General features: G+C 43.8%; 21 protein-coding genes and 5 tRNA genes. 8 read left to right on the top strand and 18 right to left on the bottom strand.

What is annotated here, in order from left to right:
* The first annotated feature begins 221 nt into the window (after positions 1 to 221).
* The gene (gene iolG, locus MARME_RS14945; RefSeq protein WP_013662097.1) at positions 222 to 1,223 is read left to right on the top strand and encodes an inositol 2-dehydrogenase; all 1,002 of its coding nucleotides are present in this window, start codon (positions 222 to 224) and stop codon (positions 1,221 to 1,223) included.
* Between the two features lie 124 nt (positions 1,224 to 1,347).
* Here iolG and MARME_RS14940 read toward each other — a convergent pair whose 3' ends face one another.
* From MARME_RS14940 to MARME_RS14880, 13 genes are all read right to left on the bottom strand, one after another.
* On the bottom strand, positions 1,348 to 2,004 hold the full coding sequence (locus tag MARME_RS14940) for a TIGR04219 family outer membrane beta-barrel protein (protein WP_013662096.1): 657 nt from the start codon (positions 2,002 to 2,004) through the stop codon (positions 1,348 to 1,350).
* Positions 2,005 to 2,110: 106 nt separating this feature from the next.
* Positions 2,111 to 2,185 (bottom strand) — tRNA-Gln (locus tag MARME_RS14935).
* Between the two features lie 20 nt (positions 2,186 to 2,205).
* Positions 2,206 to 2,282: transfer RNA gene (locus MARME_RS14930), tRNA-Met, on the bottom strand.
* 15 nt (positions 2,283 to 2,297) lie between these two features.
* Positions 2,298 to 2,372: transfer RNA gene (locus MARME_RS14925), tRNA-Gln, on the bottom strand.
* Positions 2,373 to 2,386: 14 nt separating this feature from the next.
* Positions 2,387 to 2,463, bottom strand: a tRNA-Met gene (locus MARME_RS14920).
* Between the two features lie 9 nt (positions 2,464 to 2,472).
* Positions 2,473 to 2,547 (bottom strand) — tRNA-Gln (locus tag MARME_RS14915).
* Between the two features lie 232 nt (positions 2,548 to 2,779).
* On the bottom strand, positions 2,780 to 3,871 hold the full coding sequence (gene ychF, locus MARME_RS14910) for a redox-regulated ATPase YchF (RefSeq protein WP_013662095.1): 1,092 nt from the start codon (positions 3,869 to 3,871) through the stop codon (positions 2,780 to 2,782).
* A gap of 44 nt (positions 3,872 to 3,915) precedes the next feature.
* Positions 3,916 to 4,500: an aminoacyl-tRNA hydrolase gene (pth, locus tag MARME_RS14905; RefSeq protein WP_013662094.1), complete on the bottom strand. Its 585-nt coding sequence runs from the start codon at positions 4,498 to 4,500 to the stop codon at positions 3,916 to 3,918.
* Positions 4,501 to 4,519: 19 nt separating this feature from the next.
* Complete coding sequence (locus MARME_RS14900; RefSeq protein ID WP_013662093.1) at positions 4,520 to 5,098, bottom strand: 50S ribosomal protein L25/general stress protein Ctc; 579 nt, start codon at positions 5,096 to 5,098, stop codon at positions 4,520 to 4,522.
* Between the two features lie 69 nt (positions 5,099 to 5,167).
* Entirely contained in the window at positions 5,168 to 6,115 is a 948-nt protein-coding gene (locus MARME_RS14895) for a ribose-phosphate diphosphokinase (protein WP_013662092.1), read from the bottom strand.
* Between the two features lie 89 nt (positions 6,116 to 6,204).
* Positions 6,205 to 7,110: a 4-(cytidine 5'-diphospho)-2-C-methyl-D-erythritol kinase gene (gene ispE / locus MARME_RS14890; protein WP_013662091.1), complete on the bottom strand. Its 906-nt coding sequence runs from the start codon at positions 7,108 to 7,110 to the stop codon at positions 6,205 to 6,207.
* 14 nt (positions 7,111 to 7,124) lie between these two features.
* Positions 7,125 to 7,700, bottom strand: coding sequence for a lipoprotein insertase outer membrane protein LolB (gene lolB, locus MARME_RS14885; RefSeq protein ID WP_013662090.1), 576 nt, complete (start codon positions 7,698 to 7,700; stop codon positions 7,125 to 7,127).
* A gap of 3 nt (positions 7,701 to 7,703) precedes the next feature.
* Entirely contained in the window at positions 7,704 to 9,506 is a 1,803-nt protein-coding gene (locus MARME_RS14880; protein WP_013662089.1) for a tetratricopeptide repeat protein, read from the bottom strand.
* Between the two features lie 278 nt (positions 9,507 to 9,784).
* On the opposite strand from MARME_RS14880, the gene hemA reads away from it, so the two are divergent.
* From hemA to prmC, 3 genes are read left to right on the top strand one after another with little or no spacing between them, the layout of a single operon-like run.
* The gene (gene hemA, locus MARME_RS14875) at positions 9,785 to 11,104 is read left to right on the top strand and encodes a glutamyl-tRNA reductase (protein WP_013662088.1); all 1,320 of its coding nucleotides are present in this window, start codon (positions 9,785 to 9,787) and stop codon (positions 11,102 to 11,104) included.
* Complete coding sequence (prfA, locus tag MARME_RS14870) at positions 11,101 to 12,189, top strand: peptide chain release factor 1 (protein ID WP_013662087.1); 1,089 nt, start codon at positions 11,101 to 11,103, stop codon at positions 12,187 to 12,189. The genes hemA and prfA overlap by 4 nt, the downstream gene beginning before the upstream one ends.
* 6 nt (positions 12,190 to 12,195) lie before the next feature.
* A complete protein-coding gene (gene prmC / locus MARME_RS14865) occupies positions 12,196 to 13,032 on the top strand; it encodes a peptide chain release factor N(5)-glutamine methyltransferase (RefSeq protein ID WP_013662086.1) in 837 nt (278 codons plus the stop codon).
* 180 nt (positions 13,033 to 13,212) lie between these two features.
* Here prmC and yaaA read toward each other — a convergent pair whose 3' ends face one another.
* Positions 13,213 to 13,998, bottom strand: a complete 786-nt coding sequence (gene yaaA / locus MARME_RS14860; RefSeq protein ID WP_013662085.1) for a peroxide stress protein YaaA — start codon at positions 13,996 to 13,998, stop codon at positions 13,213 to 13,215.
* Between the two features lie 90 nt (positions 13,999 to 14,088).
* Here yaaA and MARME_RS14855 point away from each other — a divergent pair, with 90 nt between their 5' ends.
* The 3 genes from MARME_RS14855 (at position 14,089) to MARME_RS14845 (ending at position 17,003) form a co-directional block, all read left to right on the top strand.
* On the top strand, positions 14,089 to 14,289 hold the full coding sequence (locus tag MARME_RS14855) for a hypothetical protein (RefSeq protein WP_013662084.1): 201 nt from the start codon (positions 14,089 to 14,091) through the stop codon (positions 14,287 to 14,289).
* A 56-nt stretch (positions 14,290 to 14,345) separates the two neighbouring features.
* Positions 14,346 to 15,251, top strand: coding sequence for a hypothetical protein (locus MARME_RS14850; protein ID WP_013662083.1), 906 nt, complete (start codon positions 14,346 to 14,348; stop codon positions 15,249 to 15,251).
* 198 nt (positions 15,252 to 15,449) lie between these two features.
* The gene (locus MARME_RS14845; protein WP_013662082.1) at positions 15,450 to 17,003 is read left to right on the top strand and encodes a methyl-accepting chemotaxis protein; all 1,554 of its coding nucleotides are present in this window, start codon (positions 15,450 to 15,452) and stop codon (positions 17,001 to 17,003) included.
* Between the two features lie 75 nt (positions 17,004 to 17,078).
* Here MARME_RS14845 and MARME_RS14840 read toward each other — a convergent pair whose 3' ends face one another.
* The 4 genes from MARME_RS14840 to hemC are packed head-to-tail and all read right to left on the bottom strand — an operon-like array spanning position 17,079 to position 21,383.
* On the bottom strand, positions 17,079 to 18,320 hold the full coding sequence (locus MARME_RS14840) for a heme biosynthesis HemY N-terminal domain-containing protein (protein ID WP_013662081.1): 1,242 nt from the start codon (positions 18,318 to 18,320) through the stop codon (positions 17,079 to 17,081).
* A complete protein-coding gene (locus MARME_RS14835; protein WP_013662080.1) occupies positions 18,317 to 19,678 on the bottom strand; it encodes a uroporphyrinogen-III C-methyltransferase in 1,362 nt (453 codons plus the stop codon). The genes MARME_RS14840 and MARME_RS14835 overlap by 4 nt, the downstream gene beginning before the upstream one ends.
* A complete protein-coding gene (locus MARME_RS14830; protein ID WP_013662079.1) occupies positions 19,668 to 20,450 on the bottom strand; it encodes a uroporphyrinogen-III synthase in 783 nt (260 codons plus the stop codon). The genes MARME_RS14835 and MARME_RS14830 overlap by 11 nt, the downstream gene beginning before the upstream one ends.
* A gap of 6 nt (positions 20,451 to 20,456) precedes the next feature.
* On the bottom strand, positions 20,457 to 21,383 hold the full coding sequence (hemC, locus tag MARME_RS14825) for a hydroxymethylbilane synthase (protein ID WP_013662078.1): 927 nt from the start codon (positions 21,381 to 21,383) through the stop codon (positions 20,457 to 20,459).
* Between the two features lie 194 nt (positions 21,384 to 21,577).
* Here hemC and argH point away from each other — a divergent pair, with 194 nt between their 5' ends.
* The gene (argH, locus tag MARME_RS14820; RefSeq protein WP_013662077.1) at positions 21,578 to 22,978 is read left to right on the top strand and encodes an argininosuccinate lyase; all 1,401 of its coding nucleotides are present in this window, start codon (positions 21,578 to 21,580) and stop codon (positions 22,976 to 22,978) included.
* Positions 22,979 to 23,115 lie beyond the last annotated feature (137 nt).

Raw genomic sequence — 23,115 nt, 5'->3', positions numbered from 1 at the left:
TGAGGTTTTTTATGGAATTTTTATTCTGTTTTTTGATCTATTTGCGCTGTATATTGAGTATTAAGTGGAATATATATTTCATTTAATGCATGGGGCTCAACGCTTTTTTGTATTATTGAGGGTATCAAAAGGTTCTTTTTGAACTTAATGTGTAGCGTTACGTACATTCGTTTGTTTCTGTAAAAATCATAAATATAAAAAAGAGATAAGAAGGACATACTATGTTGAATTTTGCTTTGTTCGGCGCAGGCCGAATTGGAAAAATGCATGCGAAAAATATTCAGTCTATGGCGCAAGCCAACCTAAAATATGTGTTTGATGTGTATGCACCTGCGGCACAAGATGTCGCAGCGGCTAATGGTGCGCAAGCGATTTCGACGATTGATGAAGTGTTGAATGATTCTGAGGTAGACGCTGTATTGATCGCGACCAGCACCGATACGCATGTTGACTTGATTATACAGGCAGCAAAAGCAGGTAAGGCGATTTTATGTGAAAAGCCTATCGATCTTGATACAGAGATTGTTAATCGTTGTCTCGATGAAATTAAAGAATGTCAGGTTCCCATTCAAATTGGTTTTAACCGTCGTTATGATCCGAGTCATGCGGCAGCCGCGAAAGCGGCACAAGATGGCGGTCTGGGTAAGCTTGAGCAGGTCGTAATTACAAGCCGTGATCCCGGTATGGCACCTGTAGAGTATTTAAAGTCCTCAGGTGGTATTTTTAGAGACATGATTATTCATGACTTTGACATGGCTCGCTTTGTTCTCAATGAAGAAATTGTAGAAGTCCAAGCGATAGGCAGCGCCTTAGTCGATGAAAAAATCACAGAAATCGGTGATGTTGATAGTGCGATGCTGATTATGAAAAGTGAATCCGGTAAGTTGGTTCATGTAAATGGCTCACGTCGCGCGTCATATGGCTATGATCAGCGTGTAGAAGTGTTTTGTGAAGGTGGGATGGCTATTTCAAACAACCAAACTGCAACGTCATTAGAGCGTTACACAAAACACACCACGCAAGAAAAGGCCCCTCTGCATAACTTTTTTATTGATCGCTATGAGGATGCATACAATTTGCAGCTCATTTCGTTTATTGAAAATGTTGAGGCAGGAACGCCAGTTACACCAAGCTTTGAAGATGGCCGTCGAGCTCAAATGCTTGCCGATGCGGCTCAAAAGTCGTTAGAAACCGGTGAGAAAGTCGTTCTGGCTTGGTCTTAATGAAATAAAAAAAAGAGCCACTTATTCGTTCCCTTAGAACATCTATAGGTGGCTCTTTTTATTAGACTAATAGCAAGCGAAAGGCATTGCGTATTAGCGACAAAGTATTTGCTTTGACGTTCTATTAAAAGTCTATGAAAGCACCGATAAATGCGCCGTCAAATTCTGTTTTTACGTCGATGTTGCCTTCGTCAATTGTGAAGTGCGCTTGACGGTAGCCAGCTTCCACACCCACCAAGAAAGGTGATTCGTATTTCACCTTATAGGTCATGTCTGTAATGCTTGAATCACCGATAGACAGTGTTTTCAACTCTCCACCAAACTTCACAGGAAGGCCTGGAAGAGCAACATAGGCAGCTAGATAGCCTGATGGCAGAAGTACGCTTTCAGACGCGCTAGAAGAGCCTGTAGAAGCATCAACATCCATGCTTCTCAAAGAAATACCTGCATCAAGGTCGAGCCATAGTAGTCCATCTAAAAATTCGTAATACAAAGTGTAGTCTGTTGTATCAACTTTAATCTGTGTGTCTGCAGATTTGGTTTCTAAGCTACTACCTTGAAGACGAATATTTGGGATGACAGGAATCGGGTGCTCAAATGCAACGCCAAAGTATCCTGTGTTTTCTGCAGAAAGATCTTTATTTGCAGAAGTGCCGCTGATGCTTCCGTCAAACGTAGCATCTGGCATGTAGTAGCCTGCTTCAGCAGTGAGTCCAAGTACGTCTGCTTGTGCTGCGCTGCCAGCAAGGATGAGGGATGATGCGATTAGAGCTCGTCTCATAGTATGGTTTCCATCATAATGTTTAGGAATTTTACGCTATTATAGAAGTTTCATTGTGAACTTCTAGAGACAAATTGAAATAGTGAACTTTAGAAAGGGAAAAATGTGGCTGGGGTGGCAGGATTCGAACCTACGCATGACGGGATCAAAACCCGTTGCCTTACCGCTTGGCTACACCCCAATAGTGTGTATTGTATTTAGTGGTGGCTATGACTAGATTCGAACTAGTGACCCCATCATTATGAGTGATGTGCTCTAACCAACTGAGCTACATAGCCTAAATAAGATATTGATGGCTGGGGTGGCAGGATTCGAACCTACGCATGACGGGATCAAAACCCGTTGCCTTACCGCTTGGCTACACCCCAACTAATCAAAAAGTTGGTGGCTATGACTAGATTCGAACTAGTGACCCCATCATTATGAGTGATGTGCTCTAACCAACTGAGCTACATAGCCTTTTGTCTGTGGCTGGGGTGGCAGGATTCGAACCTACGCATGACGGGATCAAAACCCGTTGCCTTACCGCTTGGCTACACCCCAACAGACATACAGAAACGTTTTTTCGTAATTGCTTACTGCGTCTCTGTGGCGCGATATTATTCATATAACCCGTTGTAGGGTCAAGTCTTTTTCCAAACTATTTTACAATTAGTGCTAATTAATTTTAAAGTGATTAATAACTGATCTAATTGGCTGGAAAAATCCCCAATTGAGAGATATCGCCTTCTTCAAATGGGGGTTAAGTTTTCTAACTAAAATCCTTCAACGCATATTAAACATTGAAGCGGAAGTGCATAACATCGCCATCTTTGACGATATAGTCTTTTCCTTCGAGGCGCCATTTACCTGCGTCTTTTGCGCCGTTTTCGCCTTGGTACTGTATAAAGTCGTCGTAGCTGACCACTTCTGCACGAATGAACCCTTTCTCAAAGTCGGTATGAATAACACCAGCCGATTGTGGAGCTGTTGCGCCTTGTTTTACTGTCCATGCCCTTACTTCTTTTACGCCTGCGGTAAAGTAGGTCTGCAAGCCTAGTAATTCGTAGCCTGCTCGTATAACGCGATCAAGGCCTGGTTCGCTCATCCCCATTTCATCTAAGAAGTCTTGCATTTCTTCGGCGTCTAGCTCGGAGATTTCGGCTTCAAGCTGGTTGCAGATAGGAACCACCATAGCGCCTTCAGAAGCGGCTATTTTAGTAACTACCTCAAGGTGTGGGTTGTTTTCAAAACCATCTTCAGAAACATTGGCAATATACATCGTAGGCTTTGTGGTAAGTAAATGAAGTTGTTTCACTTCTTTAGCCTGGTCGTCTGTAAATTCCATGGTTCGAACCGGCTTGCCGTCTTCTAGATGCTGTTTAATAGATTCTAAGAAGGCTTTGTGAGCAATGGCATCTTTGTTGCCACTTTTCGCCGTTTTAGCGGTTCTAAAGATTTGCTTATCGATGGATTCAAGGTCCGCAAAAATAAGCTCTAAGTTGATTACTTCAATATCAGCCGTAGGGTTTACTTGATTGGCGACGTGAATGACATTGTCGTCCTCAAAGCATCGTACAACGTGTGCGATCGCATCTGTTTCGCGAATGTTGGCTAGAAACTTGTTTCCAAGGCCTTCACCTTTGGAGGCGCCTTCAACCAAGCCTGCAATATCAACGAATTCCATTGTGGTCGCTAATACGCGTTCAGGCTTTACGATTTCTGCCAGAGCATCAAGCCTTGGGTCTGGCATAGCGACGATACCAGCGTTAGGTTCGATGGTACAAAATGGGAAGTTCTCTGCACCAATGCCTGCTTTGGTGAGAGCGTTAAAAAGAGTTGATTTGCCGACGTTTGGTAAGCCGACGATACCGCAGTTAAAGCCCATAATCGTTCCTAAAACTGTGTTGCTGTAAGTTTATGCTTTTAAGTTTAAGCTTTGAAGCTGTGAAGGTGATTCATCGCATTACTTAATTCGCCACGCACTATGTCGTCGCAGTAGCGCAATGATTCGTCTATTGTTTTTTCTATCTGATCGTATTCCTCGGTAGGTGCTTTTTTTAGTACATAGCTCGCAACTTGGCTGGCGTGGCCTGGGTGGCCAATACCGATGCGTAAGCGCCCAAAATCTCTATTATTCCCTAATTTTGAAATAATATCTTTGAGGCCATTGTGACCGCCATGACCGCCACCTTTTTTGAGTTTTACTGTACCAGGAGGAATATCAAGTTCGTCATGTATGACGAGCACTTGTTCAGGAAGGATTTTATAGAACTGACAAACGGCTTGAACCGATTTGCCGCTTAAATTCATATAGGTCGTAGGAATGAGTAAGTAGCATTCTTCACCACCTATATAAGCTTTAGCAAATTCGCCAAAGAATTTTTTCTCGGAGCGAAGAGAGCACTGACTCTGACGAGCCAGTGCTTCTATCCATTGAGCGCCAGCATTGTGGCGAGTGTTTTCATATTCTGAGCCTGGGTTACCAAGGCCAACGAGTAATTTAAAAACTGCCACAATACCGCCTACAATGTTATTAACGCTTAGCTTTACCGATACGAGCGATAGGCTGGTTGTGATCTCCACCTTTTAGTAGAGCAACCAATTCCACGCCTTCTGGTAGTTGAGCATCAGACAAGTGGAAAATTTGACCTAGTTGACCGTCGATAGCGTCAACGATTAGAGAAGCTGGTAGGTCTTTTGGAAGACAACGTACTTCTGCAAGCTTAGCTTCAACAGAAAGGCGTCCACCTTGAGCTTTAACACCTTCACTTTTCTCTGCGTTTACGAATTCAAGAGGGATGCGAGTAGCAATCGTCTTGTCTTCAGCAATACGTAGTAGGTCAACGTGCATTACGTCGCCAGTAGATGGGTGGCGTTGTAGAGACTTAACCAATACTTTTTGTGCAGCGCCATCGACAGAAACTTCAACAACACTTGTCAAGAAAGCAACGTTAGCAACAGCTTTAACAAGTTCATTGTTTTTGAAAGTAACAGATTGAGCTTCTGTCTCGCCACCGTAGATGACAGCAGGAACTAAACCTTGTTTGCGAAGGCGGCGGCTCGCACCTTTACCTTCTTCTGAGCGTGGAGCTGCTTCGATAATAACAGTCATGATATTAATCCTAATAAAATTTTAATGAGTGCCCAGAACTGCGACCGGTTCCGAGCGATATCGTTTGGATTAGGCCCCAAACATGGCACTAATAGACTCTTCGTTGCAAACGCGACGAACAGCCTCTGCCAAAATGTCAGACATCGACAATTGGCGGATTTGTTTGCAGTTCTGTGCAGCTTGTGTGAGAGGAATAGTATCCGCTACAACAAGTTCATCAAGCACCGAATTGCTTATGTTTTCTATTGCTTTCCCCGATAGTACTGGGTGTGTACAGTACGCTAGTACTTTTTCTGCGCCGTGCTCTTTTAGTGCTTTCGCGGCAGCACAGAGTGTTCCGCCTGTATCACACATGTCGTCGACGAGAACGCAGGTTTTACCTTCCACATCACCGATTAGGTGCATTATTTGCGCTTCATTTGCACGTGGGCGGCGCTTGTCAATAATGGCAAGGTCTGCATCATCAAGCATTTTTGCGAATGCTCGTGCACGAACAACACCACCTACATCTGGTGATACAACGGTAATATTTTCATGCCCTTGACGCTGTAAGTCGTCTAGTAGCAATGGAGTTGCATATACATTATCTACCGGGATGTCAAAAAATCCCTGAATTTGGTCAGCGTGCAAATCAACGGTTAATACACGATTGATACCCACTGCAGAAATCATGTCCGCAACTACTTTGGCTGTAATTGGCACCCTAGCAGATCTTACTCTTCGGTCTTGGCGTGCATAACCAAAATAGGGAATAACAGCGGTAACTCGTGTTGCAGACGCTCGTCTCAACGCATCTGCCATTACGATCAACTCCATTAGGTTGTCATTACTTGGCGCGCATGTAGACTGTATTATGAAAACATCTTTACCGCGTACGTTTTCATTGATCTCGACCGTAATTTCACCATCGCTGAATTTACCTACGGTAGCGTTACCGATAGGCAGTCCCAGACGACGTACAACCCTGCGTGCGAGTTCAGGGTTAGCATTACCGGTAAAAACCATCAACTTAGACACTGTATATACCTTTTGTTCTTTAGCTATAAAATAGACTGGCTAGGCGGCTAACTGAATAGCGTAATACGATCAAGTGATGGCGTTGATTTCTATTCATCTGGCTTACTTAATTCGCTGTTGAGCCGCAGGCTCTTTTGCTTCTTAATCCACTGGTTGAGTGCTAAATGAGTAGGAGATACGTTGCAACCTTGACAAACCCAAGTCTGCCATTTTTTGGGTACTGACGCTCTCACTCGCTCAGCGTCTTCGATCGTGTTATAAGCTATAAATAAGCACGCGCCTGTTCCGGTTAGCTTTACGTCACCGTAGTCTTGAAGCCATTCAAATGCCTCGTTCACTTCAGGATTATGCTTTTTTACAACCTCTAAACAGTCGTTTTGTCCACTCAGCTTTAAAGCGTGCGCTATTCTGATGGGCGGGGTGTCTCTTGTCAAATATTTATCGGCAAAAATTTGACCAGTTGCGACATGGCAATCTGGTTTTACCAGTAGATAAAATGGGGTTTCCGGCTCTACTGGTGTTAGGAGTTCACCTATTCCTTCTGCAAAGGCTGCGTTTCCTCTTACAAAAACGGGTACGTCAGCTCCTAAGTGTCTGCCAATGTTTGCGAGTGCATCGGTCGATAGGTCGCATTGCCATAGTTGGTTAAGCGCGAGTAACGTTGTTGCTGCATTGGAACTTCCTCCGCCGATCCCCCCTCCCATTGGTAGACGTTTCTTTAGGGATATGTTTGCTCCAAACGCTTCATTTTTTGCGAAGGGCTTTAGGGCTTGAGCAGCCTTGTATATTAAGTTTTCCTCTAGGGGGACGCCTTTTATTGCCGGTAATATATGGACTAGGGCGTCGTTTGTAGTAGTAAAGTCAAGTTGATCGCAGACATTAATAAACTGGAAAATAGTTTGTAGCTCGTGATAGCCGTCGTTTCGGCGTCCTGTAATGTGCAAAAATAGATTGAGCTTGGCGGGTGAGGGGAGAGATATTGAGTGGTTCGTCATGGTGTTTGATTCGTTTATTGAACGGTCCAGTTTGTAATAATCAAATTAACTCGGTACGGCGGCTTAGAAACTTGTATCTTTCTAGGGAGTTCTAAGTTGTTTACATCCATATAGCTATTGTACGACACTTCCCAGCCATCTTGTTCTATGCGCTTAGGTAAGGTGATGTTGTCAGGTTGATTTTCAATACGAGCTTCACTAAATGGGTAAGGCAGTCCTCGGATCCAGTATTTCACCTGTGCAACGGGAAAGCGCCAACCAAGTTGAGAAAATAATAAGCGTTCTGCGTTGTCGCCTGTCACTGTTTGATCGCTGTTTTTTAACGTAACAATACCATCCTTTGTTTTGCTAAGTTCAGTAGAGCCCTGTCCGAAAGGCCCGACTATATTGAGTTCAAATGCTTCGTTAGTATGGTGCCAATTAAAATTGCCAGATATAGCATCGTCTTTTGTCCTAATTCCAACTCTTCCTTGAGTGTCCCATGCGGATATCTCTGAGGCATCAGTAAATTGTTTTTCAACTTTGTTCGGTTGAGATGAACAGGCCGCTAAGAATGCGCTGATCGCGATTACTGCTAATTTGGTTTTCATAGATCAGTTTTGTAGCTCCGTAATTAAGTCGGGGTTTAAGCGATTTAGTGTTTCCATCAATACAGGGTATTCAGGTGTGATTTGATAAGCCTTTCGCCAGATGTCATTTGCTAGAGACTGATGTCCTTGACGCCAAAGCGTTTCACCATAGTGTGCACCTATTTCGGCGTCTTTTAACAGCTCCCACGCTTTTTGCAGGTAAAAGGTAGCCTGATCCAAATCGTCTCGTAAAAAGAGTACCCAGCCGAGACTGTCGATAATAGCAGGATCATCATTGTCTATAGCATACGCTTTTTCTATGTAGTTTTGAGCAAGTTCAAGGTCGTTTGAGTTAACCAGTATGGTATACCCAAGCGCATTCAGATACTGAGGGTTGTCAGGACTGCTATCGACTAATTTTTTGAGCTCGGCGATAGCCGCTTCCCACTGATCGAGAGATTCAAGCAATATTGCTTTTTTATACCTTATTGCGTCGGCGTTTGGGTGTGCTTCTAGGACGGTATTAATAAATTCAAGTGATAAATCTGGTCTTTTGTTGTACTCGTGTAGGCCTGCAACAGACATGGTTTCTTCTTGAAGTTTTTCCTCGTTGAGTCTCTCAAACACAAGCGCATTAATCTCATTTTCACGTTTCAGGGTATACAGCAAACGAATAATCTGTTGAGTTGCGTTCCACGCCAATGGTCCGTCTACTGTTTTTAGGGTGTTGAGCGCTTCAATAGGCTTACCGAGTTTATTCAGCGCGTCTGCAGTGAGTAGTTTCGTTTGATCCTGAAAACCATACTGTTTTTCAGGCAGACTGTTTAGCACACTTAATGCATTGTCATAATGATGATGCTCAAGTAGTTTGCCAGCGAAGGTAAGGCCAAGTTGAGTTTGATCAAAGCTGGACAGTTTTGCATTATTATAAAGCTCTGATGCGCGGGTGAGTTGATTGTCCGCAACTAAAAGCTCAATCACAGGAATCAATAAATGCTTGCTGTTTGGGAAATCGTTGAGGCCTTTTAACAGAGTTTCAATAGCCGCTTCTGTTTTACCCAGTTGGTTTTGTGAGTACCCCAAAATAACGTAGAGTGATTTGCATTCTGTCTTTGGCGCGGTTTCAAATAAGTTGTCAATAATAGCAGCTTCAACAGCGGTGTAGTGACCAGAAAAAAAGTCCAAACGATTGTTGCTGAGTTGTAAGTAAATATTTTTGAGGGCGCCTTTGGGGAGTTCGTCGAGCGCAAGACGAACGGTTTCTAAGGTATCTACTTCTCTTGAATGTTGGTCTAGAAAGGTCGGTAAAAATTGCAATGACACATCATGTTCAAGTGCGCGTGAAATAAGCTCCGAAGCTTGTTTGTATCGACCGCTAGCAAAATAAATTTGCAGTTGCAAAGGGTATGGCTCTTCCGCCTTCGGGTCGATGGAAATCCATAAATTAGTGCTTTCTTCAATATACGCGGGGTTTTGACTAGCTATGGCAATGTTGGTTACGCGTTTTGCCATGGCAGGGCTTTTTTCACTGCGTAGTATTGTTGCAAACTTGTCATATGCAGCGCCCGGACCCTCTCTTTGCAGCAAAAATTCCGCTTCAAGTAATTTTGTCAGATGCTCATTCGAGACATGTTCGTGTGTTTCTGACTCAAAATTGAATGTACTTGATTGTTCGGTTTGCAGCTCGGCAGTCGAATCTTGCTCTTGATTCACCGCACATGCGTTTATCCCTATTGCTATAGATAGGAAGGTAGCCACCTTTGATATAGGTAGGCGATGAAGTGAAAATGCCGTCCTTAAAAGACTGCGCTGGTCAGCATTAGTCATATTTTTTCCAAAGAATCGTTCCATAGCTGCTTATGTTAGCTTTGTCGTGGCATTGTGTCAGTGACAAAATGGTTTAGCCATTAAATTGCGTCAATAATATTTATTGACTTGATAGGGGTGCGAAACCCTCGTGTTTATACGTATAATACGTGCTCTTTGTGTAAGGTGTTAGCGGGAACCATTAATATTAATGGAAACCATTTTCAGTAAGCCAATAAAGCTTGCAAAAAACACAACATCTTCTGGTTATGATCTCGTTTGAAGAGAAGAGTTCCTGAATGCCTCTAATTACTGTGGGAGTTAACCACAAGACAGCGCCAGTTGCTATTCGAGAGAAGGTTGCCTTTGCTCCTGAGAAAATGATGGAAGCGTTATCTTCTCTCACCTCAGAGCAAGTGGCTAATGAGGCCGTGATTGTTTCAACATGCAACCGTACCGAGCTGTATTGCACGGTGAGTGACTTTGCTAAATTGGACGATGTTGTCGAATGGTTAAGTCGGTATCACGGTGTTGAATATGATGATCTTCGTAAATACTGCTACAGCTATGTAGAAGATGAGAGTATTCGTCATATTATGCGCGTAGCGTCCGGCTTGGACTCTCTGATTTTAGGTGAACCTCAGATTTTAGGTCAGGTTAAATCTGCGTTTGCTGTATCGGAAGAAGGGCGATACATAAGTCGAGATTTACGTTCTTTATTTCAGAAAACATTTTCTGTCGCGAAGCAGGTCCGAACGGATACAGCAATTGGTGAAAACCCTGTGTCCATCGCGTTTGCTGCGGTCAGCCTAGCTCAGCGTATTTTTGCAGATATTCGTCAAAGTACAGCGTTGTTGGTTGGTGCCGGTCAGACAATTGAATTGGTCGCACGACATCTTAAAGAAGCCGGTATAAAGCGTATTATTGTCGCTAATCGTACGTTAACCCGAGCGGAAACGCTGGCTAAAGAGTTGGATGCAGAAGCAATATTGTTAGGTGAGCTGCATGACTTTTTACCGAATGCAGACATTGTTATATCGTCTACAGCCAGTCAGTTGCCCATTATTGGCAAAGGCATGGTGGAACGGGCGACCCACAAACGTCGTCATAACCCCATGTTGTTGGTCGATATTGCGGTACCACGTGACATTGAGCCTGAAGTAGAAGAAGTTAAAGACGCATACTTATATACGGTTGATGACCTGCACTCGGTTATTGATGAAAATATAAAAGCCCGAGAAGACGCTGCTAAAACCGCTGAAGATATTGTTGAGAACGGCGTTCAATCCTATCGGCGTGCGGTGGAGTCACGCAAGGTATCCGATTTAATTGTTACTTATCGGGCGAAATCAGAGCAAACAAAACAAGCTGAGCTTGAAAAAGCCCTTAAGAATTTACAATCTGGGCAAAATGCAGAGCAAGTGGTTGCAAAGCTTGCGCATAGCTTGATGAACAAACTGATTCACGCGCCGACGCTCTATATGAGAGAGGCGGGAGCGCAAGCTGACGAGAATGCTCTGGATATCGCATCGTCGGTCCTTGGCCTGTTGGATGATAGAGAGAGTCAATCTGGCAGCAATGATAAAAAATATAACGAAGAAAAAGACAACAAAGAATGAAAGAATCGATAAAGTTTAAATTAGAAAGCTTAGCAGAGCGTTACGAAGAACTGGCGGCGCTTTTAAGCGAAGCGGATGTGATCATGGATCAAAACCTTTTCCGCAATTATTCAAAAGAATATTCTGAATTAGAGCCAGTGGTAAAATGCTTCGAAGAGTATCAAGTAGTTTTAGAGAACCTTGAAGAAGCGCAATTGATGTTGACGGACTCTGACCCAGATATAAAAGAGATGGGGCAAGAAGAACTGAAGTCTGGCAATGAGCAAAAAGAAACTTTGCTGTTAGACCTACAAAAGCTACTTCTACCAAAAGATCCAAATGATTCTAAAAACGTCTTTCTTGAGGTTCGAGCGGGAACGGGTGGTGATGAAGCTTCGATTTTTTCTGGCGACCTTTTCAGAATGTATTCACGTTATGCAGAAACTCAGCGCTGGAAAGTTGAAATTGTGAGTGCTAATGAAGGGGAGCATGGTGGCTACAAAGAGATTATCGCTCGAATTGTTGGAGAGGGAGCTTACTCAAAGTTGAAGTTTGAGTCGGGTGCGCATCGAGTTCAACGAGTTCCTGCGACAGAATCTCAAGGTCGAATCCATACCTCAGCGTGTACCGTAGCGGTGATGCCTGAAATGGATGAAGTCTCCGATATCGATATAAATAAAGCGGACCTTAGGATTGATACCTTCCGAGCATCGGGCGCGGGTGGGCAACACGTTAACAAAACCGATTCTGCTATCCGTATTGTACATTTACCGACCGGCGTTGTTGTTGAGTGTCAGGATGAACGTTCTCAGCACAAAAACCGCGCAAAAGCCATGGCGTTGCTTGCGTCTAGGTTAAAAGCGGCGGAAGAAGATAAAGCGGCAGCGGAGCAATCAGAAACGCGTCGTTCTTTAGTTGGAACGGGAGATCGTTCTGATCGCATCCGTACGTACAACTATCCTCAAGGCCGTGTTACTGATCACCGTATTAACTTGACCCTATACAAACTAGATGAAATCGTTGCTGGAGATCTAGATGTACTGGTAGGTCCACTTGTTAATGAGCATCAAGCCGATCAACTGGCGACACTGGGTGGCGAAGGTTAATCTCCTATGAGAATTGATCAATGTTTAAGAGAGGCGCAACAGCGCCTCTCTTCAGTTAGCGATACCGCGAAACTGGATGCCGAGCTTCTGTTAGCGCATTGCATGCAAGTTAGCAGAACCTATTTGTTTACTTGGTCTGAAAAAGACATTGAACCAGTGTGTTTGACTCGGTTTTATCGTTTGCTTGAAAGAAGGCTGGTGGGCGAACCAATTGCTTATCTAATCGGTAAGCAAGATTTCTGGACGTTAGAGCTTGACGTTTCGCCGACCACCTTAATTCCGAGACCCGATACGGAACGATTGGTTGAGGTTGCTCTGGATTTAATTGCAGGAGTAGAGAAGCCAAATATACTGGACCTGGGAACAGGGACAGGAGCGATTGCTTTGGCGTTGGCCTATGAGCGTAAAGACGCATTAGTCAGCGGTGCGGATTGCGTAAAACAGGCTGTTGAACTTGCGACGCGAAATGCTGAAAAGAACGCATTAAGTGTTAATTTCATTCATAGCGATTGGTTTTCAGAGGTGCCATCCGATAACCAGTTCCATCTTATTGTTTCAAATCCACCTTACATTGATCCGAATGATAAACACTTATCGCAGGGCGATGTACGTTTTGAGCCTGATTCAGCGTTAACGGCCGATCAAGAAGGAATGGGGGATATTAATCGAATACTGAGTGAAGCACCTCATTACCTGCATGACACTGGTTGGCTTGCATTTGAGCATGGCTATGATCAAGGAGAAAAAGTGCGGCTCGCTTTTGCGTCTCGTGGTTTTCTATCTGTCGAAACGTTTGCGGATTATGGTGGCAACGACCGCGTGACCATTGGTCAAAAGCAGTAAGCATCAAGGGTGCTAGTTGAAAGAGTATAAGTTTAAGATAGTGAGAGCGAGAAGAGTCGTCGCAGCGAAAAGCTAAAGCAGAGCACCAGCAAGCCTGCAATTTAGTATTAAGAACTAGCAAGGTCTTGTAGCTAGTCTACATTAGACCTTGCTCATATTCTTGATGTTGTCAGTCAGCGCTTATTTTTTAGACGGCTGGTCTCTCTCGAAGCGAATAAATACAGGCGCATTCTCGGAAGAGCGTGCTTCGTCATATTGGTAACCGTCGTAATTAAACGCTTTTAAGTCTTCCAGCGTGTTTGCATTGCTATCTAGCAGGTAGCGCACCATCATTCCTCTTGCTTTTTTTGCATAGAAACTGATGACTTTAAATTGCCCATTTTTTTCGTCTAAGAAGTTCGGTGTTATGATCTGTTTGCTGATCTTTTTGATATTGACGGCTTTGAAGTATTCATTCGACGCTAGGTTAACCAATAGTTCGTTGTCTTCTAATTCGTTTTCAAGCTCGTTAGCGACTTTGTCTCCCCAAAATTGATACAGGTTTGTGCCATTTGGATTGCTGAGTCTTGTCCCCATTTCGAGGCGATATGCTTGCATCTTATCTAAAGGTTTTAGCAGACCGTATAAGCCGCTCAATATCCGTAAACGCTTCTGAGCCTGTTCTATTGTCTCTTTGGGAAGCGAATACGCGTTTAGGCCTGTATAAACATCCCCCATGAAAGTGAATACTGCTGGGCGGCTGTTTTCATCGGTATGCTGGATATCCCAATCTTGATAACGTTCAACATTTAGAGTGGCCAGTTTGTCGCTCAATTTCATTAAATCTGCGATGTCAGCAGGGGAATAGGGTTTAATGGTGTCAATCAATGTTTGAGCCTCTTCTAGGAAAAGAGGTGTTGTTGTTTCGTTTGTCGGTGGTGTGCTGTCTAAATCCAATGTTTTTGCTGGAGAAATCAAATATTTCATCTTACTGCCTAATTTCAGTGATTGCGTTTTATAAAGATTATCCATAGAGTGTCGATAGATATCTACAGAATAAGACGATAGAGACTCTTTATGGATAATAACTTGATTCCGTTTCCGGTAAACAAAAAGCCAAAAGAAAGACTTGAAACTCGCTCGAGTGAGTCAATTTCAACTGCTGAGTTGGAAGAGCTAAGAGATGCATTCGATGATGCTCGAAAAGAATGGCCGTTAGAGTTAAGTGAACTTCCTGAATGCAATCGTATTGTTCCTTCTAAGGTTGCTCGATCTTAAAATTCTCGTGAGTGTAGCGCTAAACGCTGCCTAACTCTTGGTTGTTGATTCTATTCATGATTGCTTTTGTAGTAAGACATTCCCTGCCTTTTATGTTCGTGGCGGCGTTATTAGGTTTTGCGCTACCTGATGCGTCTGCGTCTGTATTTCCTTTTTTACCTTATGTACTTTTCTCTTTGATGTTGCTGACTTTATTAAGTATGCAGCCGTCAAAGGTGTTGCGATATTTAATTGGGACGAAGGTCTGGTGCTACAGTCTTATACATGGCGCGGGTTTTATGGCGTTACTTAGTTTCTTGAATGTTTTTATATCGATGGACTCGGATCTGATGTTAGCGGTGATGGCCGTAGCGGCAACAGGCTCCTTGTTTGCAACGCCAGCTATTGTTAGAGCGTTGGGATTCGATGCGATAGAAGCGATGGCGATGACCATCGCAACCACTTTATTGCTGCCATTTCTCATTATTCTAACCGTGTATTGGTATCCGACTTCGAATGCGGAGTTAGACTTGGTAGCTTATGGCCTGAGGTTGCTGATCTTTATCATCAGCCCACTGGTACTGTCTCATTTATTAAGACGGTTATTATCAGCCAATACCCTAGACCGTATTTTAATGCGGACGTCGAAATATACGATATTATTGGTGTTTGCGTTTCCGTTTGGGTTAATTGGTTACTTTCGTAATTTGTGGGATCAGAATTCCATCTTGGCTTATCAATACCTATTAATTGCGTTTCTATTAAGTGCGCTGTTTTTCTTAGGAGCGATGTCTGTTTATTGGCGGTTTGGAAAAGAGGCTGCATTGACAGCCGCCATTACATCCGGAAATCGAAACGTCTTATTAACCTTTACCATTGCTAGTGGTCTACTGGGTCCTGCGTTCTTACCTTTAGCAGGCGCTATGCAACTTCCAATGTACCTATTGCCCGCTATTACTAAGCTTTTGCACCGAAAGCTATAAATATATCTTATCTCTCTTTTTAATGAATACAGTTTTACTCTTTTTCTCGCACATTTATTTGGGTGAGCTATATTCAATTATTTTTATTAATTACATTTTTTTATATCGAATATTGCTAATATAGTTACTTGCTTTTATGGGTTGGTCGGTCCAGCTTTAAAGTGAAGTCTTAAGGCTGATTAAGGAATATTTATAATAATGAGAATCAATAAACCAGTGACAAACAATGAGCAAACATTTGCAGGTGATGTGAAGCTCGTATCGACAACGGATCTTAAAGGGCGAATTACCCATTGTAATGGTGCGTTTATTAAAATTAGTGGCTACACGAAAGATGAGCTGATTGGCAGTCCGCATAATCTTGTACGACATCCAGACATGCCCGTCGCTGCATTCGACGTGATGTGGCAACACCTTAAACGAGGTGAGCCTTGGATGGGGTTGGTGAAAAATCGCTGTAAAAATGGCGATTACTACTGGGTAGACGCGTACGTTACTCCTGTAACGGATAATGGGAAAGTCGTTGGTTACGAGTCTGTAAGAAGCGTGCCGTCGCGCAAGGATGTACAGCGGGCAGAGGTGCTTTATAAGTCTATCAACGCGGGTAAGACGAAACGTAGTGTGCCTGACTGGGCTACTTATACGGTCATTGCCGTACTGGGTGTTCTCTGTTCTATCTTTGGTAGTGTGGTCTACGGCTTGGAGTTCGGCGTATTCGCTTTATTGGTGAGTTCTCTTTTAGTCTCTTTACTGCTTGGCTTAAAAGTTGCCAAGTATAAGTCTGCGCTAGATCGCTTTTTATCAGGCTCATTTAGGCATCCGTTAGCCGTTTACTCCTATACGGACTGTGATGCTTTTTTGGGATCGGTTGAAGTCGGAATAAAGAGCAAAAATGCGCATTTAGATACGGTATTGACGCGTATTGAGGACGAGTCTGGAAAGGTCTCCGATCAGTCTAAAATTGGCTTAACTCAAACCTTGGAAGCCACAAAGAATATTAATAAGCAGCAACGAGAAACAGAGGAAGTCGCAACGGCGATGCATCAGATGACGACAACGATTACTGATGTATCGAGTCATGTGCAAAATACTGCCGATAGTGCTAAAGAATCGACCAGTATCGCTAGCGATGGACGCAAGGTTATTTTCGAGACGAAACAGTCAATCGAAAGTCTAAGTGGTCAAGTTGCTCACATTAATCAGACGGTTCAAGACCTGTCTAATCAGTCGGAAAAAATTGCCCAAGTAGCTCAAATGATTGATCAAATTGCTGAGCAGACCAACTTGTTGGCTTTGAATGCTGCAATTGAAGCCGCGCGAGCTGGTGAGCATGGCCGAGGCTTTGCCGTTGTTGCAGATGAAGTTCGTCAACTTGCAATGCGTACTCAAGGTTCAACAAAAGAGATTCATGAGATTATAGAGTCCTTAAGAATAGGGGCGCAAAAATCGGTTGAGATTGCTGAATCTGGAATGGCGAGTGCTTCTGAAGGCGTAGGTAAAATGGAGTCAGCGGAGCATGCATTAGATGCAATTGTCGATACCGTGACAAACATTGCAGATATGGCAACTCAAATGGCAGCGGCAGTAGAGGAGCAGGCAAGCGTGGCAGAAGACATTAATCGTCAAGTTGTGACCATATCAGACCTTGCAAATAGAAGCTTGTCAAAATCACACGATTCTAGTGAGAGTATTCGAATGCTTCAGGATGTGTCGTCAGATATGCATGAACTGGTGGTGCGTTTTAAACGCTAAACACGTGCTTGTGTTAAAAGTAAAAAGCCGCCAGTAGAGCGGCTTTTTGTTTAGCTTTTATTGGCACGCCAATAGCTAAGGAAGTGGAAGGCTTTTTAGAGTGTCGTCAGGTGCTTTGATTTGGGAGAGAAGTAAGCTCTGACTTGCAGGCTCATCCCCCATGGCTTTTAGCAAACGAGCTAACTCCGGTAAGGCTTCACTATCACTATCTAATGCTAGTGCGCTTTGATAGTAATCCTTGGCTTTTCCCCATAGCTTTAGCTGCTGGCTCAAGCGGCCACATGTTAAGTAGAGGTTGGCGCTTCCTATTTCTTTTTTAAGCCAGCTTTCTGCCTGACTTAACGCTTTTTTAGCATTCTTTACTTCTACACCAGAGCCCAGAGTCCCATAGAGCTTGGCGAGATCATCCGACCATTCTTTATTAAGGCTCTGTCGAATGTAGCTTTCAGCTCTTTTGTCGTCGCCAAATTGTATTAATGAGCTTGCATAGAGCAGGCGAATTTCATTGTCTTTTTCCAGACTGTCGAGCTTTTGCCAAACGGCTTCAAGCTCTTTTACCAGGCTTGCTTTGTCTTTTCCAATTTTTGTCTGAAATGTTATACGTTCAAGCAGGGCTAAAAATGCATTACGTTCTAACTCGAGCATATTGGTTTCGTCGAATATGCCGTTTTTCGTCAGAGTTGGCTTAAGAGCTAATAATGCATCCCAGTCTTTAAGCTGGGTATAGACGGTTACCAGCATTTTTAGAATTTGCCGATGTTTAGGCTTTAGCTTGTTGAGCCTCAATAGGGTAGCTAGTGCGCTTTCATAGTGTCCTTGCTTGACTTGAATTTGGCTTTGGGCAAATCCAATGGCAAATTCTGCTTCAGGTGCAGATTTGTGTGCAATTCTTAATAGCTCTTTTGAACGGGTGTGATCATCTTGTTCACTGGCCGCGTACGCTGCACCAATGTAATTGATAAGAGGGTAGGGGACTTTCTCTGCGCTGGTGGTTAAGAGTTTTTCTGCTCGTTTCCAATTTCCGCCTACAAGCTCAAGCATTCCTCTAATCGTATTCTTAGACGCCCGTTTTTGTACTAGCTTCGCCGTGACCTTATTAAATGAAGAGCTAGGTCGAATCAGGGTAAACAAAACACTTTTTAGACTGTTTAATATGATAAGTGTCACTATCATGGCGGCAACCATGACCCATAGACTGGTCTCTATCGTGACGCCTTTAAAAGCAATCAGCACATAGCCAGAATCCTGTTTCATTAACAGACCAAGCAATCCCCCAAATACGAGCATCAAAGCGATTGCAGCAATGAACTTTCTCATGCGCTTACTCCTTCAGAGCGGATGTCTTTATCTACCGGTTTAGGAGCGGCAGGCGCCGAGTCTGTCGCCGGAGAGGCTTGTTCGACTGTTGACTTGTCTGCTTGGGTGTTCGATGTCTTTGCCTCATCGTTGCTTTCTGGCGGGGAAGTGGCCGTGGTTAGGTCTTGAATGCTGTTTCCTTGAGAGGATGCATTCCACTGACCCATAAGTGTCTTAATAGCGCTAAGCGATGCTCTTGGCAAAGGGAGTTTTTGGTCTGGGTTAACTTGCTGCAATGCCGTCAATGATGTTAAGAAGGCACTCGTTGCTTTCGCTTCGACATCGAAATAGTTAGCAATGGCGTCAGCGACTTTGGCGAGAGCACTTTGATAAACCGTTTTCTCTCCTTTTACAAGAGCAACTTGGGCCACTTCAATTTGTAGTTGGACACCTGTTACTAGTTCTTGGTATTCAGCAGGTGGTAGCAGTGCTTTTATTGGCTTTCGATCATAGTTGATGACAATCAAAGATTTTAGCCCTTGCCAAAAACTGTCCGCAATCTCACTTGCACTGACTGTAGAAGAAGGCGCTTCTGTCATAGATGGCTCTTCTGTTTTTTGCCACTCTTTTGAGGGTTCAAATTGAGGCAAGGTTGCGACACTGTCGTAAAGTGCATTAAGTTGTAAGTAAAACCCTTCTAGGTCAAATGCCCCTACTGATTTAAGTGACTGAATGTCTTTAGCGATTGCTTTTCGAGTATCGAATAAAATAGGGTCTTCCATATCTGCAAGAATATTGTCTGCATTTTGAAGAAGTGCTAACGCATTCGTATGATCTTTTTCCAAAAGTAATCGTTGGTTGGCAAGTCGGATCAAATATTGAGCTTCGGCAAGTTGCCAATCTTCTTTTGAGACGCTGCTTAATGTATCAAGTTTGCTTTGGATAACAGACAGCTGTTTAGTGGTCTCTGTGATTTTTTCAGCATTCGCCGCTTGTGCTTGTGTCGCCGATGAGGTTTGAGTAAGCGCCTGCTTTGTTAAGTTGGAAACCTGATTCAACTGCGATGTCAGTTGATTGATTTTTGTAGATAGGGCGTTATTTTGGCTAATTAGCTCCGAAACTTGAGCATCGACATTCGACTCAAGGCTCTTTAAATAAAGCCAACCTGATGTACCAAGTGATGTGACAGCAATTGCAACGGCCAAACCGCTTACCATTAAGCTTCCGCTTTTCTTCGGCGAATGATTGATTTTCATTTTCGTTTTGTCTGGAGTATTTGTGCTGTTTAGGTTTTCATCAGGTGGAGTCACGTTTGTGTCTGCCTGTTCTAAGGTGTTTGATGGCTGAATGTCGCTGTTTACATCTTTGTTATCGGTCATCTTTGCGTCCTAAGTGCTGCAAGGTTGCTTCGGTTAAGCGACTGTCATCGGCGCCGTTTGCATTTATAATGTTCTTCCAGCCAAGTTCTGAGGCAGTGTCTGCGACACGTTGGCTAGGTACAAATATAGGCTTGTCTAGCCAGCTTGCTTGATACTGCATGATATCCTGAGTGAGGTTGCGAAGGCTATCCTCACTTGTAGACCATATTAAGTCAGGTTCGTCTAAGAATAAAAAAGTTTGTGCGCTATAGTTTGGCTTTATGCGTTTGTATAGTTCAAGCAAATCTACGCTTGCGCCTTTTGCTTCTAACCCATCTGCAAGAGTTGGTCTTCCGCCCTCGCCACGTACGATCAGTATTTTTTCGTCTGTTAGCTTAACGGGCTTGAGCCAATTTAAAAGTGCTTCTGATGTAAAGCCGGGATTAGAAAGCGCGGGGAAGCCTAAATCATTTAATGTTTTGGTTGTCCCTTTACCTATTCCAATCCAGTGTAGTTGAGCTGGCAGCATAGGCCAGCATTCCTCTATTCGTTCCGCCCCAATTCTAGCTGCATTCTTACTTACAAATATAACGTATTTGTATAAGTCTAAGTCAAACAGCTGCGATTGAATTGAGCGGATTTTATCGTCCTCTTCAAATGCCTCAATATAGAGTGAGGGCAACGGAATTGGTTGTGCCCCAAGAGAGGTTAAATGTGCGCAGGTCGACGCATTTTCTGGCTCAGGTCGCGTGACTAAAACTCGAATGCTTGATAAAGGCTTTTGTTCCGTCATTGCCGTTTACTTACCGTATACGTCATCAAGGATTCTTTGAGCACCACGGTTAAGCAGGTCTTCAGCAAGCGTAATGCCTAACTGCTCGGCATTTTGAGGAGCCCCCTTAATGTCGCCAGTAATCATTTGTTGGCCATCGGTACTTCCGACCAGTCCTCGCAGCCAAATTTCACCGTCACTTAATGTCGCAAAGCATGCGATTGGAGCCTGACAGCCACCGTTTAAGCGTTTGTTGACGGCTCTTTCTGCGGTTACTCGATAGTAGGTGTCTTGATGCTGAAGCGGTGCGAGCAATTCGAGTATGTCTTTATCGTTGTCTCTGCACTCTATCCCCATTGCGCCTTGTCCGCCTGCAGGCAGGCAGTAGGTATCGGATAAGCGGCTTTTAATGCGATCTTCTAGCTCCAGCCGAATCAATCCCGCGGTAGCCAAAATGATGGCATCGTATTCATTATTATCGAGTTTGCCTAATCGAGTGCCGACGTTGCCTCGTAAACTTTCGATTTTGAGGTCGGGCCTATGTTGCTGAATTTGGCACGCTCTTCGAAGACTAGAAGTGCCAAGAACGCTGCCTTTAGGGAGTTCGTCTAAGCTGCTGTACTTGTTCGATACAAACGCATCGGATGGGTCTTCGCGCTCACATATGACCGCAAGCCCTAAGCCTTTTGGAAATGCCATAGGAACATCTTTCATTGAATGTACTGCGATGTCCGCTCGGCCGTCTAGCAATGCACTTTCGAGCTCCTTGACGAAAAGGCCTTTGCCGCCGATTTTGGATAGTGGTGAATCTAGGATTTGATCGCCTTTGGTTGTCATCCCTAAAAGCTCGACGGTAAGGTTTGGGTAAAGCGTTTCAAGCTGTTTTTTTACGGTGTTTGCTTGCCACAATGCCAGTTTACTTTCCCGTGTCGCGATCACAATCTTATCTTTCACACTCTCTCCTGCTATATGAGATATACATTATTTGTTGATGATAACGCCTTACAAGGGAAACTGCGAATATGTTCCGCATCAGGTAACGATGTTAGGCGTTGTTAAATGTAACTTTATCAGGCTATTAGCCTTTATATGTAGACTCTCATAAGGTAATCTTGCGCAACATTGATATAAGTTTGGGAAACGGATAAATGACTGACTCGAATAATGCCACTAACCAGCAATGGGGTGGGCGCTTTTCAGAACCTGTTGATGCTTTTGTTGCAAGATTTACAGCATCGGTTGAGTTTGACCAACGTATGGCGAAACAAGACATCCAAGGGTCTGTTGCTCACGCCACTATGCTCGCTAAAGTAGGTGTACTTACTGATGAAGAGCGTGATCAAATTATTCAGGGTCTAACTGAAATTCGCGAAGAAATTGAAAAGGGCGAGTTTAACTGGTCTATCGAACTTGAAGATGTCCATATGAACATCGAAGCTCGTTTGACTCAAAAAATAGGTATCACCGGCAAAAAACTGCACACCGGTCGTTCACGTAATGATCAGGTCGCGACGGACATTCGCTTATATATGCGTGATGAGATCGACTTTTTGTTGGAAGAGATTACTCGTCTGCAGCAAGGTATCTTGTCTCTTGCTGCAAAGAATACCGATACAATTATGCCTGGGTTTACTCACCTGCAAACGGCACAGCCAGTTACGTTTGGCCATCATTTAATGGCTTGGTATGAAATGGCGCAACGTGATTATGAGCGTCTATTAGACTGCCGTAAACGAGTCAATATCCTTCCACTTGGTGCAGCTGCGCTTGCTGGAACGACTTACCCAATCGACCGTAACATGACGGCTGAGTTATTGGGTTTCGAACGTCCAACGTATAATTCGTTAGATTCTGTGAGCGACCGTGATTTTGCGATCGAGTTCACGGCCGTTGCCGCGACAACCATGATGCATTTATCTCGTTGGGCTGAGGAAATGGTTATGTGGGCATCCGCACAGTTTAACTTTATTTTCTTGCCCGATCGTTTTTGTACTGGCTCATCGATCATGCCGCAAAAGAAAAACCCAGATGTGCCTGAGTTAGTGCGTGGTAAAACTGGCCGAGTTTATGGTCACCTAATGAGCTTGCTAACCTTGATGAAGTCTCAATGCTTGGCATACAACAAAGATAATCAAGAAGACAAAGAGCCGCTTTTTGATACGGTTGATACGCTTAAAGGGTCATTGCGCGCATTTGCAGACATGATTCCAGCGATCGAAGCTCGCAACGAATATATGTATGAAGCTGCTCGTCGTGGTTTCAGTACCGCAACGGATTTGGCAGACTACCTTGTTCGTAAAGGCGTTGCGTTCCGCGATGCTCATGAAATTGTTGGTAAGGCAGTGGGCTTTGGCGTTGAGCAAAGTAAAGACCTCTCTGAAATGACGCTTGAAGAATTAAAAGGCTTTGGTGACATTATTGAGAACGACGTATTTGATGTGTTGACGTTAGAAGGTTCTGTAGCCGCACGTGATCATGTTGGTGGTACTGCTCCAGCACAGGTGAAACTTGCGATAGAACGAGCTGAAAAAGAGTTGTCAGCGCGCTAATACACGTAATAGAAAGACGAGTGAATAAGCTTTATTGACGACCGTCTGTCACGTACGTAATGAAAGCCGCAGAGGTGATACCTCTGCGGCTTTTTCGCTTTTATCTTGTTTAAAATACGAGATGTCCCTGTAGAAGG

Source organism: Marinomonas mediterranea MMB-1 (assembly GCF_000192865.1).
GTDB classification, from domain to species: domain Bacteria; phylum Pseudomonadota; class Gammaproteobacteria; order Pseudomonadales; family Marinomonadaceae; genus Marinomonas; species Marinomonas mediterranea.
The sequence above is the reverse complement of the archived record's forward strand: the minus strand, read 5'-3'. Positions and strand labels throughout refer to the sequence as shown.

Coding starts and splice junctions, on each gene's coding strand:
- iolG (WP_013662097.1), top strand. CDS start 222: ATGTTGAATTTTGCTTTGTTCGGCGCAGGCCGAATTGGAAAAATGCAT.
- MARME_RS14940 (WP_013662096.1), bottom strand. CDS start 2,004: ATGAGACGAGCTCTAATCGCATCATCCCTCATCCTTGCTGGCAGCGCA.
- ychF (WP_013662095.1), bottom strand. CDS start 3,871: ATGGGCTTTAACTGCGGTATCGTCGGCTTACCAAACGTCGGCAAATCA.
- MARME_RS14900 (WP_013662093.1), bottom strand. CDS start 5,098: ATGACTGTTATTATCGAAGCAGCTCCACGCTCAGAAGAAGGTAAAGGT.
- ispE (WP_013662091.1), bottom strand. CDS start 7,110: ATGACGAACCACTCAATATCTCTCCCCTCACCCGCCAAGCTCAATCTA.
- lolB (WP_013662090.1), bottom strand. CDS start 7,700: ATGAAAACCAAATTAGCAGTAATCGCGATCAGCGCATTCTTAGCGGCC.
- MARME_RS14880 (WP_013662089.1), bottom strand. CDS start 9,506: ATGACTAATGCTGACCAGCGCAGTCTTTTAAGGACGGCATTTTCACTT.
- hemA (WP_013662088.1), top strand. CDS start 9,785: ATGCCTCTAATTACTGTGGGAGTTAACCACAAGACAGCGCCAGTTGCT.
- prfA (WP_013662087.1), top strand. CDS start 11,101: ATGAAAGAATCGATAAAGTTTAAATTAGAAAGCTTAGCAGAGCGTTAC.
- prmC (WP_013662086.1), top strand. CDS start 12,196: ATGAGAATTGATCAATGTTTAAGAGAGGCGCAACAGCGCCTCTCTTCA.
- yaaA (WP_013662085.1), bottom strand. CDS start 13,998: ATGAAATATTTGATTTCTCCAGCAAAAACATTGGATTTAGACAGCACA.
- MARME_RS14855 (WP_013662084.1), top strand. CDS start 14,089: ATGGATAATAACTTGATTCCGTTTCCGGTAAACAAAAAGCCAAAAGAA.
- MARME_RS14850 (WP_013662083.1), top strand. CDS start 14,346: ATGATTGCTTTTGTAGTAAGACATTCCCTGCCTTTTATGTTCGTGGCG.
- MARME_RS14845 (WP_013662082.1), top strand. CDS start 15,450: ATGAGAATCAATAAACCAGTGACAAACAATGAGCAAACATTTGCAGGT.
- MARME_RS14840 (WP_013662081.1), bottom strand. CDS start 18,320: ATGAGAAAGTTCATTGCTGCAATCGCTTTGATGCTCGTATTTGGGGGA.
- MARME_RS14835 (WP_013662080.1), bottom strand. CDS start 19,678: ATGACCGATAACAAAGATGTAAACAGCGACATTCAGCCATCAAACACC.
- MARME_RS14830 (WP_013662079.1), bottom strand. CDS start 20,450: ATGACGGAACAAAAGCCTTTATCAAGCATTCGAGTTTTAGTCACGCGA.
- argH (WP_013662077.1), top strand. CDS start 21,578: ATGACTGACTCGAATAATGCCACTAACCAGCAATGGGGTGGGCGCTTT.